This is a genomic window from Dactylosporangium siamense, assembly GCF_016862795.1.
Lineage (GTDB): Bacteria > Actinomycetota > Actinomycetes > Mycobacteriales > Micromonosporaceae > Dactylosporangium > Dactylosporangium siamense.
In genome coordinates this window covers 1-15,646 of the sequence record NZ_BONQ01000021.1, presented here as the reverse complement: position 1 = coordinate 15,646, position 15,646 = coordinate 1, and the positions used below count along the sequence as shown (strand labels likewise).

The following is a 15,646-nucleotide window of genomic DNA, read 5'->3' as shown; positions in this document are numbered from 1 at the left end:
CGGACCCGGCACCACCGCGAGATCCTCTCAACGGCGCGCCACGCTCAGTCGACCAGTCGGAGCGCGACCGTCGGCGCGTCGAGCAGGACCGAGGCGGGTTCGGAGCCGACGATCGTCTGCAGGCGGTGATCGCCCACGATCAGTTCGACGCCGGTGTACAGCTCGACGGAGTCCCAGCCGGTCAGCTGGTAGGACTTGTGGTAGATCCGTTCGGTCTCCTCCTTGATGTCAGGGGCCGAACGTTTCCAGATCAGGGTGCCGTTCTCACTCGTGTCGGTGACGACCGGCCGGCCGTCACGGACCTCCAGCTTCAGGTGTTCCTTGGCGATCCAGGCGGCCGCGGCCTCGTGCAGCCACTGACCGACGGCGATGTCGTCGGGGTCGGCGGGCTCGCGGCCGACGACCATGGCGCGGTCGACGCCGACCACGAACCGGCGGCGGGCCAGGTCCTCGACGACCACGGACACGGCGAACGCGGCCGGGCGCAGGCCGACGTCCTTGAGCGCCTCGCCGTGCCGGGGGCAGGCGGGGACGCCGGCGCGCATCCGCGGGACCGGCTGGCCGATCCGCCGGAAACGCCCGAACGCGGGGCAGTCGGGCTCCTTGCAGCGCCATTCGCGGGCCATCAGGGCCGAGCCGACGCCGCTGGGGTCCGCCCGGGTGAACCGCCGCCGCATCACGCGGGTGCGTCCGGCCCGCTGCGAGCCCCGCGCGGTGAACGTCTGCACCCCGTCGGGCCGCCCGCCCTGCGGCGCGGCGGCCGGGGCGGCGGGGGTGGCCGGCTTGGACGCGGTCGGAGAAGGGCGAGGCGACGGCTTGGACGCCGCCACGGTTTCGGCCTTTTCCGACGGGTCCGAAATTTCGGAAATGTCCGCCGAGGCAGGGGAAGGCGAGGAGGTGGACGAGGAGTCGGCAGCGCCGGAGGTGGAAGACGCCGCGGAGCCCGATGTGGGAGCGGCCGCGTCGGCAGCGGCGGGCTCTGGAGCCTCCGTGGCGGGAGCGTCGGCGTCGGCGGGTTCGAGCGGGATGATCGGCAGGGTCGCGGTGCCCTTCACGACCAGGCGTTCCTTGCCGTCCTTCGGCGGGGTCGGCTCGCCGCCGGGGGTCAGGACGGCGCCGCCCGCGCGGGGTGTGAGGCGCAGGACCCGCTCGGGGCTGTCGACGAGCCACGGGAAGCGCGCGGCGAACTGCGGCTGGTCCCGCACCACGATCAGCGGCAGGCCGGTGAAGTCGGCGATCTCGACGGGCCGGTCCGCGACGACCGGCGTGACCTCGATGAGGCCGTCGTCGGCCCACCGGCCGAGGACCATGCGCTCCTTCGACGTGAGCGCCGCCTCCGAGAGGGCCTCCCGGCCGACCACGGGATACAGCATCGCGCCGGCGTCGATGAGGTACCGGCTGAGCGCGTCCACGACCATGCCGAGGCGGAGCAGGTTGATCGGGCGGCCACCGTCGAGGGCCACGAACCGGGCGACGTCGGCCAGGTCGACCACGGCCTGGGCCAGGGTGACGTCCGTCGTCAGCCGCTGCTCGATGGTGTCCATGACCCGGCTGACTTCGAACCGCACGGCCCCTCCGATCCCTCGACCCGGACACCATAGGGCATCACCGAGATCAGACTTGTGTACCAGTCGGGAAGGTTGCACGCCATAAGCAACGAAAAGGTTCAGCCACCACTTTTCTTGCTCTTGCCTTTACCCTTGCCATCTTTCGGGCCTCCGGGACCACCGGGGCCTCCACCGGGGCCTCCGGCGGCGGCTCCCCCGGCCGGGTCGGCGGCCGGTGCCGAGACCGCATGCGTGGCGGGGCCGGTAGGTGGGCTCGTAGGGTCGGTCACGGTCTGCGGGCCGGCGGGCGTCGAGGCGGGCGTCGAGGCCGGGGTCCACGCGGCGACCGGGTCCCGATCCTGCGCGGCGGCACCCGCGGCACCCAGCCCGAGCACGAGGACCGCCGCCGCGGCGACGGTTCCCCGCCGCTTGACCGACCCGCCGAGGGTGATGTCATGGAGCAGCCGCGCCGCGGACCCGGGCCGCACGGCGATCCGCCGGGTGGCGGGCAGGGTGGTGAACACTGTCGCCAGGTCCGCGGCCGAGGGCCGGTTCCCGGGCGCCTTGGCGAGGCAGCGCCGCAGCGCGTCGGCCACCCCCTCGGGCAGCGCCGCCGACACGGGCGCGGGCAGCGGCGCCGGGGCCAGCTTCCGGTGGGCGTGCAGCAGCTCCTCGGTGGTGGTGCCCGGCCACGGCAGCGCGCCGGCGAGCATCCGGTAGAGGACGACGCCGAGCGCGTACACGTCGGTGGCGGCCGAGGGCGGGATGCCGCGGATGCGCTCCGGCGCGAGGTAGGCCGGCGTGCCGAGCAGCTGGTCGGTGTCGTCGCCGGCGATCGCGGAGATGCCGAAGTCGACGAGCTTCGCCCCGTCGGTGGTCAGCATGACGTTGGCGGGTTTGACGTCGTGGTGCACGAGGCCGCGGGCGTGCACGGCGGCAAGCGCGGAGCCGAGCTGGGCCGCGATCCGCAGCGCCTCGGTGACCTGCAGCGGTCCGCCGGACCGGATCATCCGCTCCTCGAGGGACTCGCCCTCGACCAACTCCATGACGACGAACGGCGCACCGCCGGCGGTGTGGCCGAAGTCGAAGACGGCGGCGATGTGGGGGTGGCTGAGCCGGGCCGCGGCGCGGGCCTCGGCCTGGATGCGGCGGTGGGACCGCGGGTCGGCGGCGGCCGCGAGCTGCTTGACGGCGACGGGGCGGCCCAGCACCTCGTCGTGGGCGCGCCAGACGACGGACATGCCGCCCACGCCGAGTTGCTCGATCAGCCGGTAACGCTCCATCTCATACAGTTGCCCCGATGAGCGGAAACGACACGCGTTGATCGGGGACGACCTCGGCGCCGAGGGTGTGCAGCAGGGCCAGGACCGGCTCGATCTTCTCGTACAGCAGCAGCACCACGTCGCCGGGGCGGGCCATGGCCAGGGCGGCGGGCACGGCCTCGTCGACGGTGCGCACCACGGCGCAGGCCGCCGACGGGGAGGTGGAGAGAAGTTCCTCGTGCAGGAGGGCCGGCACCTCGCCGGGTGAGCGGCCCCGGCGGTCGCTGTCCTCGTACAGGACGACCCGGTCGAAGCGCAGGGCGATCTCGCGGGCGGACTCGCGCAGCAGGTCGTCGCGCCGGTCGCCGGGCAGGGTGACGGCGGCGACGGCCCGGGCCGCGCCCCAGAGGCGTTCGACGAGGTCCCCGACGGCGCCGATGGCGGCGGGGTTGTGCGCGTAGTCGACGAGGATGTCGGTCCCGCCGAGGCGCAGCAGCATGCCCCTACCCGGATTGTCGTCCGGGTTGTCCGTGAAGCTGCGGAGGCGTTCGGCGACGCGGGCGGTGGCGACGCCGAGGACGCGGGCGGCGGCGGTCGCGGCGAGGGCGTTGGCGACCAGGTGCCGGGCGGCGCCGCCGAAGCCGCCGCCGAGCTCGTGCACGGCGAGCAGCGGGATCCAGCGCCGGTCGGCGAGCTCGACGAGCCAGCCGTCGGCGAGCAGGTACGCCCGGCCGCCCGTGTCCCAGTGCCGCCGGATGAGCGGGTTGCGGGGGTCGAGGCTGCACCAGATGATCTCGCGCTTGGCGAACCGGCCGTCCGGGTTGGCGGCGAGACCGCGGCTGCGCGGGTCGTCGGCGTTGAGGACGACGGCGCCGCCCTCGCGGACGCGTTCGCCGATGAGGCACTTGAGGGCGACCAGGTCCTCGACGTTCTCGATGCCGTCCTGGCCGAGGTGGTCACCGGTCAGGTTGGTGATGATCCCGACGTCGCTCCAGTCGTAGCCGAGTCCCTGGCGGAGCAGGCCGCCGCGGGCGGTCTCGAGCACCGCGGCGTCGACCGTGGGGTCGCTGAGCACGACGCGGGCCGAGCGCGGCCCGGTGGCGTCGGCGCGCTGGACGACCCGGCCGCCGATGGCGACGCCGTCGGTGGTGGTGACGCCGACCCGCAGGCCGGCGCCGTCGAGCAGGTGCGCGGTGAGGCGGGCGACGGTGGTCTTGCCGTTGGTGCCGGTGACCGCGACGATCGGGATCCGCGACGGGGTGCCGGCCGGATACAGCGCCTCCACGACCGCCGCGCCGACGTCGCGGGCGGTGCCGTCGCTCGGGTCGAGGTGCATGCGCAGCCCGGGGGCGGCGTTGACCTCGATGACCCCGCCGCCGGTGGCGAGCCCGGTCGGGGGCAGCGGCTCGGCGATCGACGGCAGGCGCAGGTCGAGCCCGGCGATGTCGAGGCCGACGATCGCGGCGACCCGCCGGCACAGGTCGGCGACCGACGGGTGGACACGGTCGGTGACGTCGACGCTGGTGCCGCCGGTGGAGAGGTTGGCGTTCTCGCGCAGCCGCACCACCTGGCCGCCGGCGGGGACGGCGTCGACGTCGAGGCCCTGGCGCAGCAGCAGGGTGCGCGCGACGTCGTCGACGGTGAGCCGGGTCAGCGCGCGGGCGTGGCCCACGCCACGGCGCGGGTCCTCGTTGGCCCGGGCGATCAGGCCGGCCACGTCGGTGGTGCCGTCGCCGACGACGTGCGCGGCGACCCGTTCGGCGGCGGCGACGACCTGGCCGCCGACCACGAGCACCCGGTAGTCGCGGCCGGCCAGCTCGCGTTCGACGACGGCGTCGTCCCCGCCGGCGGTGGCGGCCTCGAACGCGGCGCGCAGCGCGTCGGGGGTGTCGACGCCGAGAAACACGTGCATCCCCTGGCGGCCCTGCCGCGGTTTGACGACGACGGGCGGGCCGAGCTCGCCGAACAGGGCCAGGGCCTCGGCGAGGGAGGTCGCCGCGCCGCCGCTGGGCACGGGGACGCCGGCCTCGTCGAGGAGGCGCCGGGTGAGCTCCTTGTCGGAGGCGATGTCGACACCGATGGCGGAGGTCTGGTCGGTGAGCGCGGCCCACACGAGTCTGCGGTGCCGGCCGTAGCCGAGGCGCAGCAGGCTGAGCTCGCCGACCCGCTCGACCGGGATGCCGCGCTCGCGGGCGGCGTCGGCGATGGCCGCCGTGCTCGGTCCGCTCTTCTCCCGCTCATAGGTGCCGCGCAGGACCGCGAGCTCGTCCTCGCAGTGCACCGGTTCGCCGTGCAGCGCCGCCAGCACACCAGTGATCGCCAGGGACAACAGCGACTCGGCGAGGCGGGAGTCCGGCGGCTCGTCGAGCGGGCACTCGGTGACGACGTCGTATTCGCCGGGCACGCCGGTGCCCTCCGTGCGGCCGAAGTTGACGTGGCGGCCGATGCGCTGGGACAGCTCGATGGCGACGTGTTCGGCGGTGTGCCCGAAGTACGTGCCGCCGACGAGCCGCTTGAGAAAGCCGCCGGGCTCGCCGAAGGCGCAGTGGTGCTCGGCGAGGCCGGGGAACGCGGCCACGAGCCGTTCGGTGAAGCCGGGGTAGTCGCTGCTCTCGCGTCCGGTCAGCCCGTCGAGCAGGACCCGGGTGACCTGGACCGGGCGGGCGACGTACCGGTTCGGTCCGCGCAGCCGGCGACTGCTCTCAATGCGCATGGTCTCGTTCCGATCTCTTGATGGCCGCCCGCTCGGTGAGGTTGAACCGCCAGCCCGCCGGGAGCACGTGCAGCTGGGCGCCGCACAGCGCGATCGGCCCGCCGACGTCGGACAGCGAGGCGCTGATCGTGCGGGCCTGCCCGGCGTCGATGACGGTGACGGTGCCGGCGCCGAGCACCTCGAACACGTCGCCGTCGACGAGGATCGCGGTGTTCTCGTCGATGCCGAGCCCGAGCTCGTGCGGGAACATCGCGATGGCGCTGAGCAGCCGGTTGAGCCGCCCGCGCTGGGCGAAGTGCATGTCGATGAGCACGCCGGGCAGGAACTCCATGCCGGGGCCGGTGCGGACGCTGTCGGTGGACACCGACGCGATGCTGCCGCCGAGGATCATCGTGCTGGACATCATCGCGGCGCCGGCGCTGGTGCCGGCGAGGATCATGCCCTCGGCGAGCCGGGCGTGCAGCGCCGTGTCGACCTTGGAGCCGCCGACGACGGTGGTGATGCGCAGCTGGTCACCGCCGGTGAAGAAGACCCCGGTGGCGCGCTCGATCGCGGAGACGGCCAGATCGCTGTTGCTGTCCTCGCGCTCCTCGAGCCGCAACGGGGTGACGCGGCCGGCACCGAGGCGGTGGAAGACCTCGGCGTATTCCTTTTCGCGCTGCGCGGGACTCTCGCTCGCGGTCGCGATCACCACGAGGTGCGCCTCGGAGCCGCCCGCGAGCAGCACGAACCGTTCGAGGATGGCGTCATCACCGGCGTCATGGCTCTCCGCACCACCGATGACGAGCAGCTTTCCCGGCATCCCACCTCCACACTCCCCTCATCTTGCGGTTCGTCGCCGGACAGGGCGTTGCTTATTGAGCAGGGTCTACGTACAGTCAGTGCACTACCACCCAATGAAACGTTTTAATGAAACGTTTCACACATATTGACAGGAGCACCGCCATGCGCCTGAAGAGACGCCGCGCGGGCGCCACCGCGCTCGTTCTGCTCGCCGCACTCCTCGCCGCACCGTCCACGCCGGCCGCCGCCGCGACGCCGGTCAGCCTCTCCGGAGCGCACTGGGTCTGGTACCCGGAGGGCAGCCCGGCCACCAGCGCGCCCGCCGCGTACCGCTACTTCCGCAAGAACTTCACCGTCGCCGCCGGCGCGGTCACCGAGGCGCAGCTGGTCGTCACCGGCGACGACACCGTCGACGTGTGGCTCAACGGCAAGCCCGTCGCGGCGTCCCCACGGGTCACCGACTCCTGGAAGAACGCGCTCTACGTCGACCTGCAGTCCGCCCTGGTCAGCGGCACCAACACCCTGGCCGTCGCGGCCCGCAACACGGCCGCCGGCCCGGCCGGTCTGATCGGCAAGGTGCACGTCGTCACGGCCGGCGGCACCACCGACGTGAGCACCGACGGCAGCTGGAAGGCGTTCCAGACCGTGCCGTCCGGCTGGGAGCAGCCCGGGTTCGCCGACAGCGGCTGGCCCGCCGCCGCCGATCTCGGCGCGTACGGCATCAGCCCGTGGAACTCGAACGTCGTCTCGCCCGACCCGAACGCGGCGTCGCCGCTGAGCGTGGCGAGCGGCACCGTCGAGCACCGCGCCAACCCCCTCGGCGTCGACGCCGCCCAGCCCCGCTTCGGCTGGAAGCTCGCCTCGACCGTCGACCAGCAGCGGCAGGCGGCCTACGAGCTGTCCGTCGACGGCGTCTGGAACAGCGGCCGGGTCCCGTCCGGGCAGCAGGTCGACGTCGTCTACACCGGCCCGGCGCTGCAGTCCATGAAGCGCTACACCTGGAAGGTCCGCGTCTGGGACACCCAGGGCCGGGTCAGCGCGTGGAGCCCCACCTGGTCCTTCGAGACCGGCCTGCGCGCGCCGGCGACCGAGTGGACCGGCGACTTCATCGGGCAGGCCGCCGTCACCGCCGACCTGTCCGGCGCCACCTGGATCTGGTACCCGGAGGGTGACCCCGCCGCGGGCGTGCCGCCGGCGAACCGGTACTTCCGCCGCACGTTCACGCTCGCCTCCGTGCCCGCCACCGCGACCCTGGTCGTCACCGGCGACGACACCGCCGACGTGTGGGTCAACGGCACCCAGGTCAGCACGTCGCCGCGGGTGTACCAGTCGTGGCAGCAGGCGACCGCGATCGACATCAGGAGCCGGCTCGTTGCCGGTACCAACACCATCGCCATCGCATCCGAAAACACCACGCAGTCACCGGCCGGGATGATCGCCAAGCTGACCGGCGCGACGCTGGTGACCGACACGTCGTGGAAGGCCTCCACCACCGCGCCCGCCGGCTGGAACACCGGCGGCTTCAACGACAGCTCCTGGCCCGCGGCCCGCGCCGTGGCCACCTACGGCACCGGCCCCTGGGGCGCCAACGTCTCCATCGCCAAGGCCGCTCCCCTGGTGCGCAAGGGCTTCACGGTGAGCAAGCCGGTCGCGTCCGCGCGCCTGCTGACCACCGCGCTGGGCCTGCACGAGACCCGGCTCAACGGCGCCCGCGTCGGCACCGACGTCCTCGCCCCCGGGTGGACCGACTACAACAAGCGCGTCCAGTACAAGGAGTACGACGTCACCGGCCAGATCCGCCAGGGCGCCAACGCGCTGGGCGCCTGGTTGGGCAACGGCTGGTACTCCGGCAGCCTCGGGTTCGCCGGCAGCCAGAAGTACGGCACGCAGCCGTGGTACTCCGCGCAGCTGATGTTGACCTACACCGACGGCACCACCTCGACCGTGCGCACCGACAACACCTGGAAGGTCACCAGCGGGCCGATCCGCGCCGACGACCTGTACCACGGCGAGACCTACGATGCCCGGCTCGCCGTGGCGAACTGGGACGGCTTCGGTTTCGACGACTCGGCGTGGCCGACCGTGGCCGTGCGTTCGGGCGCCAAGCCCAACCTGGTCTCGCAGGTCGACAACGGCGTCTCCGTCCAGCAGCAGTTCCGTCCCGTGGCCGTCACGCAGCCCTCGGCCGGGGTGTGGATCTTCGACATGGGCCAGAACTTCACCGGCTGGAACCGGATCTCGGTCACCGGCCCGGCCGGCACCACCGTCCAGATCCGCCACGCCGAGGTCCTGACCGGCGGGCAGCTCTACACGACCAACCTGCGTGCGGCCCAGGCCACCGATCGCTTCACGCTCGCGGGCACGGGCAGCGCCGAGACCTACGAACCGCGCTTCACGGTGCACGGGTATCGCTACGTCGAGCTCACCGGGCTCCCGGCCGGCTTCACCCCGACCGCGGACACCGTCACCGGCCTGGCCGCCTGGACCTCCGGCTCCCAGCTGGGCACCCTCACCACCTCGAACGCCCTGGTCAACCAGCTGCAGCACAACATCCTGTGGGGCGAACGCTCCAACATGCTGTCCATCCCCACCGACTGCCCGCAGCGCGACGAGCGGCTCGGCTGGACCGGCGACATCGCGATCTTCGCCGGCACCTCCACCTTCAACGTCGACGTCCAGGGCTTCCTCGACAAGTTCGCCGACGACCTCACCGACGCCCAGCGCGCCGACGGTGCCTTCACCGACGTCGCACCGGCCGTCTGCTGCGGCGCCGGCACCGCCGGCTGGGGCGACGCGGGCGTCATCGTCCCCTACACCCTCTGGCAGCGCCACGGCGACATCCGCGTCGTCGACGAGCACTTCGACGCGATGGCCCGCTGGGTCGACTACCTGCGCTCCACGTCGGGCAGCGACCTGATCCGCAACCAGTCCACCTACGGCGACTGGCTCAACGTGAACGACAACACCGCGCAGGACGTCATCTCCACGGCGTTCTTCGCCTGGTCGGCCCGCCTGGTGTCCCGCATGGCCGCGGCCACGGGCCGGACCGCGCAGGCCGCCTCCTACGGCACCCTCGCCGACCAGGTGGGCGCGGCGTTCACCTCCCGCTTCGTCGCCGCCGACGGGACCGTGTCCGGCAACACCCAGACCGGCTACGTCCTGGCCCTGGCCTTCGGTCTGGTGCCGTCGTCGCGCAACGCGCAACTGGCGGACAAGCTGGTCGCCAAGGTCGCCGCCACCAGCGGCCACCTGTCCGTCGGCTTCCTCGGCGTCGAGAACCTCCTGCCGGTCCTCGCCAACACCGGCCACGCGGACACGGCCTACCAGATCCTGCTCCAGCCCGGCTACCCCGGCTGGGGGTACATGAACAGCCGCGGCGCGACCACGATCTGGGAGCGCTGGGACGGCATCCGCACCGACGGCTCCTTCCAGGACGCCGGCATGAACTCCTTCAACCACTACGGGCTCGGTTCCGTCGGCGACTTCCTGTACCGCCAGGTCGGCGGCCTCGGTCCGGCCTCCCCCGGTTACGCGTCGCTGCTCGTCGCGCCGCAGCCGGGCGGCGGCCTCACCTCGGCGAAGTCGTCGTACGAGACGCCGTACGGGCTCGCGGTCAGCGACTGGTCGACCTCCGGCGGCGTCTTGACCTTGCGGGTCACCGTGCCGGCCGGCGCCTCGGCGACGGTGAAGGTGCCCACCTCGCAGCCCGGCTCGATCGTGGCTCCGGGCCAGGCTGTGCCGTCGGGATCGGCGACGTTCCTGGTGCCGGCGGGCTCCTACACGTTCACTGCTCCGGTGTAGTCGGCCTGGTTTTCAGCTCCACCGCGAAGGGCGGGCCCGACCTGGGCCCGCCCTTTCTGGCCGTCCGGGCGGCCATCGCGCCCCTTCGTGTGGAAGGTCGCTGGTTGCGGTTCGCGTAGGGACTCCGACCAGACCTTCAAATATCCACGTTCGCGCAAGGGGTCCCGCCCGGCCGCCGGACCCGACGTTTCGAACTACCCGGTGGATTACTGACCGCCCGCGGTCACTGATCCACCGGGTAGTTCAAGATTTCCGTTCCGGAGCACTGGTACCAGTCCAGCAATCGATGGTTTTCGCTCTTTGGCTGAAGGCGGTGTTGTAGCACCGAATGACGACCTCGACGGACCTGGATCATGCGAGTTCGGGCCTGGCTTGGCAGGGCGACCACGCCGCCCTGTCGCACGGCCGAAGGCCGGGCGGTGCCATCAAGCCCCGCGCCGTTAGGCGAATATTTCAAGGTCTGGAGCCGCGAACCGCAACCAGCGGAAAGCCCTCAATCCGTCTCAGGCCGCTGCGGCAGAAACCGGGTCTCATCCTCCACCGGCAACTCCAGCATCATCGTCCGATCGGCATCCGGCGGGTCAGCCGAAGCAGCAGACGGAGCGGAAGCACCGGGAGCAGCAGAATCAGCAGGAGCGGCGGACGAACGGGACGACCGGAGAGCCTCGGCGAGCGCCGCGTTGATCCGGGCGCCGCCGCGCTTGAAGCCGAGCTCCCGCCGGGCCTCCTCCAGCACCTGCTCCTCCGTCCGCAGCAGCGTGTCCGACTCGATCCAGCGGATCAGGTCGACCAGCACCGCGGCCGGATACTCGGCGATCGGCCGGCCCGGGGTGAAGTCGGGACGGGGCAGGGCGCGGTCCGACGAAACAGCTGGCGGGGACGGCGGCGGCACGTGCAACACGATGGTCGGCTCGTTGGTGCGGCGGGCGTCGACGGCGGCGACCGCCTCGTCATAGGCGGCACGGGTGCGGGCGGTCTCCGCGGCCGGGTCGGCGAACCAGTCGGTGGACCAGATCCGGTGATAGCGCCAGCCGAGGCGTTCGAGCTGCTCCTGCCGGAGGCGGTCGCGGTCGCGGGCGGTGCTCGCGGAGTGATACGTGGCGCCGTCGGTCTCGATGGCGAGGACCAGCTCGTCGGGGTCGGACGGGTGGGAGCAGGCGAAGTCGATGAAGGCACCGGCGACGCCGAAGCGGGCCGTGACGGGGATGCCGGCGGCGGTGAGGCGGGCGAGGACGTCGGCCTCGAAGGCGTCGGGCTGGACGCGGTCGGCGGCGGCGCCGCTGAGGGACGTGCCGCCGGACTCCGTGTATTCGAGATACGCGCGCAGCAGGCGCACGCCCTCCGACGTGCTGCGGGCCGGGTCCATGTCGGCCGCGGTGAACGAGCTGACCAGGGTCATCCGGCGGCGGGCGCGGGTGACGGCGACGTTGAGCCGCCGCTCGCCGCCGGGGAGCAGGAGCGGGCCGAAGCGGTAGGGCAGCTGGCCGGCGGCGTTCTTGCCGTAGCCGATGGACAGGATGATCGCGTCGCGCTCGTCGCCCTGGACGCGCTCGAGGTTCTTCACGAAGAACGGCTCGGCGGCGGACTCGGAGAAGAACGCGTGCAGCTCGGGGCGGGCCGACAGCGCCTTGCGCAGGGCGAGGTCGATGCGGTCGGCGTGGACGATGCCCATGGTGATCACGCCGAGGGACTCGCTCGGGTGCAGCTGGGCGTGCCGCAGCGCGAGCTCGACGACCCGGTCGACCTCCGCGGTCACGCTGTCCGTGTCGGTGTTTCCTGCATCAAATGCGACGTGGACGTGCTGCACCGAGCCGGCACCGGCCGTGCCTGGGAACGTGACCAGCGAGCGCTCGTAGATGTGGGCGTTGGAGAAGCCGATGAGGCGGTCGTCCTGGCTGCGGTAGTGCCAGCGCAGCAGGTACGCCGGCAGCAGCGCCGTCAGCACGTCCAGCACCGACTCGTAGCCGGAGGTGAGCGACAGGTCGATCGAGCCGTCGGCCCTGACGCCGAGCGGGTCGGCGCCCCCGCCGTCCTCCGCGGCGGTGAAGAACGACGTCGGCGGCAGCTGGTGCTCGTCACCGGCGACGACGACCTGCCGGGCCCGCAGTAGCGCCGGGACCGCGTCGGCGGGCGTGACCTGGCTGGCCTCGTCGAAGACGACGACGTCGAACAGGTCCGCCTCGGCGGGCAGCAGCTGCGACACGATCAGCGGGCTCATCGCCCAGCATGGGCGCAGCGCGGTCAGCATGTGCGGGGCGGTCGCGAAGAGCTGGCGGATCGGCAGGTGCCGGCGCTTGAGGTTGGCCTGGTGCTCGACCAGGCGGCTCTCGTCCGGGTGCTGGTCCCGGGTGCGGGTGATGTGCTCGGCGACGGCCCGCAGGACGCGGCTGGCGGTCGCGTCGATGTGCGCCCGGTCCGCGGCGCGGAACTCCTCGACGGTGCGGGTGTGCAGCGGCCCGTCGAAGGCGCCGATGCGGGGGTCGGTGAAGTTGAGGTGCTGCAGGATCGAGGCGTGCCAGCACGCGTCGAAGACGGCGGCGGCCAGGTCGGCGTCGGGGCGGCGGCCGGCGAGGTCGGCGACGAGCTGGTCGAGGCCCAGTCCGGTGAACGCGGCGCCGAGCTCGTTGAGGCGCGGGATCTTGCGCAGGGTGCGCTCGTCGCCGGCCAGTCCCGACAGGACCGCGGCCAGCCGGTCGAGGTCCAGGCCGGCAAGGGCGATGTGCGGCACGTGCCGCTGCAGCTGCGCGACCTGCCCGTCCAGCTGCTCGAAGGCGGCCCTGGCCCGGCCGAGCTCGGCCGGCAGGCGGGGCGGGCCGCCGTCGGCGGTGGCGCGGGTCCACTGCGCCCGCTGGGTGAGGGCGGTCGTCAACCCGGTGAACAGCTGCTGCCGGCTGGGCTTGCCGGGGCCACGCCACAGCTGGGCGGCCTGCTTGCGCATGCGGCGGCGGGTGAGCCAGCCCGCGTCGGTGCCGGGCTGCCCCGCGTGCTCCTTGCGCCACGCGGCATCGGCGGCGGAGGCGATGTGGGTGGCCAGATCGACCCGGAACACGTCCTCGTGGAACTGGGTCAGTGTCGCCGCGACGCCGTCGAGGAAGCCGAACAGGTTGCGCCAGCCGGCCAGGTCGGCGGGGGCGCGCAGGCCGGTCTGCTCCTGGACGTGCCGCAACCCCGGACGGGCCGCGGGCAGGGTCCGCTCGGCGAGCCGCTCGGCGAGGTCGAACGCGGCTTCGGCGTCGGCGGGGGTACGCACGGCGGCACCCACCCAACCCGACTGCTGGGCGGTCAGCGTGAACCCGCCCAGCGCGGCGAAGTCACGCAGCTGCTCGCGGACCCGGCGGGCGGTGCCGGCGTCGAGGGCGGTGAGGGTCTGCCCGCGCAGCCGCACCGGCGTCATCGGCCGCACCGTCGCGGACAGGTCGACGAGGGCGCTCTGCGACTGATACGCGCTGACGCCCCACGGCTCGCGGACCTGGTGCAGCGCCTCGTCGTGCCCGTTGAGCTGGGCCCGCTTCGTGGTCAGGGTCTCGTGCAGGACGCTGAGGTCGGGCTGGGCGATCCTGGCGGCGGAGTCGAACGCGGCCTTGAGGTCGGCGGCGACCCGGCGCCGCGAGGTGGTGCCGTCGTGGACGTCCATGACCAGGCTGCCGAGTCCCCGCCGGGCGAGCCGGTCGGTGACGGCGGTGATCGCGGCCCGCTTCTCCGCCACGAACAGGACCCGCTTGCCACGGGCGACCAGCGATGCGATGAGGTTGGCGATGGTCTGGCTCTTGCCGGTGCCGGGCGGGCCCTTGATCACGCTGTGCTGCCCGGAGAGGACCGCGTTGATCGCGTAGTTCTGCGAGGAGTCCGCGTCCAGCACCAGGAACTCGTCGACCGGGGCGATCAGGTCGGGGTCGTCGGGCTGGACCGCGCCGGTCGCGTGCAGCCGTCGCTGCGCCTCGCCGTCACCGGCGATCGCGGCGATGATCTCGTGGCCCTCCAGCGCGGTGGCGGCGACCCGCAGGTCGTTGACCATCGGCAGCTTCGCGTAGGAGAACGTGCCGAGAACGCACCGCGGGCCGACGGTGAAGCCGCGGACCCGGCCGGAGGCCTCCTTGACCAGGCGCTCATACAGCGGCTGCGGGTCGAACCCGGCGGTGTAGTTGATCAGCTCCTCGAGCTCGTCGGCGTCGACCTGGACGCCGAACTCCTCCTCGAGCAGCTGCAGCAGGGTCGGGTTGACCTCGGTGTCGCCGTGGACGCTCAGCTCGAAGTCGTCCTCGGCGGCGCCACGGGCCCGCAGCTGGGCGGAGCGCAGCAAAACCGGCGCGGCGGGCACGCCGCTGCCGGCGGCCGGGGTCCAGGTCGCGCTGCCGATCGCCACGAAGCACGTCTCGATGCCGCGCTCCTCGGCCAGCTCGCGCGCCTTGTTCCTGATCGTGCGCGCCCGCTTGACGGCGGCGGCGTGCGTGAGCGCCGGCCCCTCGTCAGGCTCGGCCGCCTCGACCGGCTCGACCGCCTCAACCGGCTCGACCGGCTCAGCCGGCTCGACGGGTGGATCGGCAACGGCGTCAACCGGCTCGACGACAGGGGCCGAGGGCACCTTCGCCCGCCCGATGGCAGGCTGCCCCGAGTCCACCAGCCGCGACGCGGTCGGATCAGGCTCAGCACCTTGATCCAGGGCGGTCTCCTCGGACGCGGGCACGGACTCCGGCGCCTCGACGGGCACCGCACCGGCGCGTTTCGCGGAGGATCGGGTGAACAACTGGCTGAGCGACATGGTGCGCCCGCCGAGCAGCGCGGCGACCGCGACCGGGTCGGCCGCGGACAGGTCCAGCGTGCCCGAGCGCAGATCCTTGTAATACAGCAGCGTGTTGCGCCCGCCCAGGTCGATGAGCTGGGAGCGCCACCGTCTTGAGGCTTCCTGCACGAGCGTCGCCCGCGTCTGTCCGTTCACGGTGCCGAGCGTAGTGGCCGGGTACGACACTCCGCACTGATCAACTGCGAGACAAAACCAGCCGATCGATCGACATCTTTACTGTTAACAAACCTTCGCGTAATGTCCAGCGCTAGGGCGCCCTACATCCCCCATCTCGTTCGAGTCCGAGGCAGGTCTGCAATGAGACTGCGAATCGGGGTGATCGCGGCTGCCCTGGCAACGGCCGCGGCCACCGTCATCGTCGCCGCGACGCCGGCTTTGGCCGCGCCCGCCACCGCGGCCTTCGTCCAAACCTCCACCTGGGGTTCCGGCTACGAGGCCAAGTACACGATCACCAACGGCACCACCAGCACGATCAACGGCTGGACGGTCGCCTTCGACCTGCCCAGTGGCACCTCCGTCAGCTCGTCCTGGGACGCGAACCGGACCGGCACCTCCGGGCACGTGAGCTTCGCCAGCACCTGGAACGGCACGATCGCCCCCGGTGGCACGGCCAGCTTCGGGTTCATCGCCGCCGGCAGCGGCACCCCCACCAACTGCACGCTCAACGGCGCCTCCTGCGGCGGCGGCACCACGCCGACGACCCCCGCGGGCACGCCGGGCGTGCCCGGCAACCTCCAGG

General features: G+C 72.7%; 7 protein-coding genes. 2 read left to right on the top strand and 5 right to left on the bottom strand.

Annotated features, from left to right (window positions below; all coding sequences use genetic code 11):
* Positions 1 to 44: 44 nt before the first annotated feature.
* From Dsi01nite_RS06025 to Dsi01nite_RS06010, 4 genes are all read right to left on the bottom strand, one after another.
* Positions 45 to 1,568: a hypothetical protein gene (locus tag Dsi01nite_RS06025; protein ID WP_203845030.1), complete on the bottom strand. Its 1,524-nt coding sequence runs from the start codon at positions 1,566 to 1,568 to the stop codon at positions 45 to 47.
* A 98-nt stretch (positions 1,569 to 1,666) separates the two neighbouring features.
* Positions 1,667 to 2,830 (bottom strand): serine/threonine-protein kinase, encoded by a 1,164-nt coding sequence (locus Dsi01nite_RS06020; protein ID WP_203845029.1) that lies wholly within the window; start codon positions 2,828 to 2,830, stop codon positions 1,667 to 1,669.
* Position 2,831: 1 nt separating this feature from the next.
* A complete protein-coding gene (gene cphA / locus Dsi01nite_RS06015; RefSeq protein ID WP_203845028.1) occupies positions 2,832 to 5,522 on the bottom strand; it encodes a cyanophycin synthetase in 2,691 nt (896 codons plus the stop codon).
* On the bottom strand, positions 5,512 to 6,324 hold the full coding sequence (locus tag Dsi01nite_RS06010; RefSeq protein WP_203845027.1) for a cyanophycinase: 813 nt from the start codon (positions 6,322 to 6,324) through the stop codon (positions 5,512 to 5,514). The genes cphA and Dsi01nite_RS06010 overlap by 11 nt, the downstream gene beginning before the upstream one ends.
* A 143-nt stretch (positions 6,325 to 6,467) precedes the next feature.
* Between Dsi01nite_RS06010 and Dsi01nite_RS06005 the strand changes: the two genes are divergently transcribed.
* Positions 6,468 to 10,106 carry a family 78 glycoside hydrolase catalytic domain gene (locus Dsi01nite_RS06005; protein ID WP_203845026.1) on the top strand — a complete coding sequence of 1,213 codons (3,639 nt, stop codon included), beginning with the start codon at positions 6,468 to 6,470 and terminating at the stop codon, positions 10,104 to 10,106.
* A gap of 493 nt (positions 10,107 to 10,599) precedes the next feature.
* Here the strand turns inward: Dsi01nite_RS06005 and Dsi01nite_RS58240 are convergent, their stop codons facing one another.
* Positions 10,600 to 15,042, bottom strand: coding sequence for a PDDEXK-like endonuclease domain-containing protein (locus tag Dsi01nite_RS58240; protein WP_203845025.1), 4,443 nt, complete (start codon positions 15,040 to 15,042; stop codon positions 10,600 to 10,602).
* A gap of 162 nt (positions 15,043 to 15,204) precedes the next feature.
* On the opposite strand from Dsi01nite_RS58240, the gene Dsi01nite_RS05995 reads away from it, so the two are divergent.
* The coding region (locus Dsi01nite_RS05995) for a cellulose binding domain-containing protein (protein ID WP_203845024.1) at positions 15,205 to 15,646 on the top strand (442 nt) is incomplete at its 3' end.

Coding starts and splice junctions, on each gene's coding strand:
- Dsi01nite_RS06020 (WP_203845029.1), bottom strand. CDS start 2,830: ATGGAGCGTTACCGGCTGATCGAGCAACTCGGCGTGGGCGGCATGTCC.
- cphA (WP_203845028.1), bottom strand. CDS start 5,522: ATGCGCATTGAGAGCAGTCGCCGGCTGCGCGGACCGAACCGGTACGTC.
- Dsi01nite_RS06010 (WP_203845027.1), bottom strand. CDS start 6,324: ATGCCGGGAAAGCTGCTCGTCATCGGTGGTGCGGAGAGCCATGACGCC.
- Dsi01nite_RS06005 (WP_203845026.1), top strand. CDS start 6,468: ATGCGCCTGAAGAGACGCCGCGCGGGCGCCACCGCGCTCGTTCTGCTC.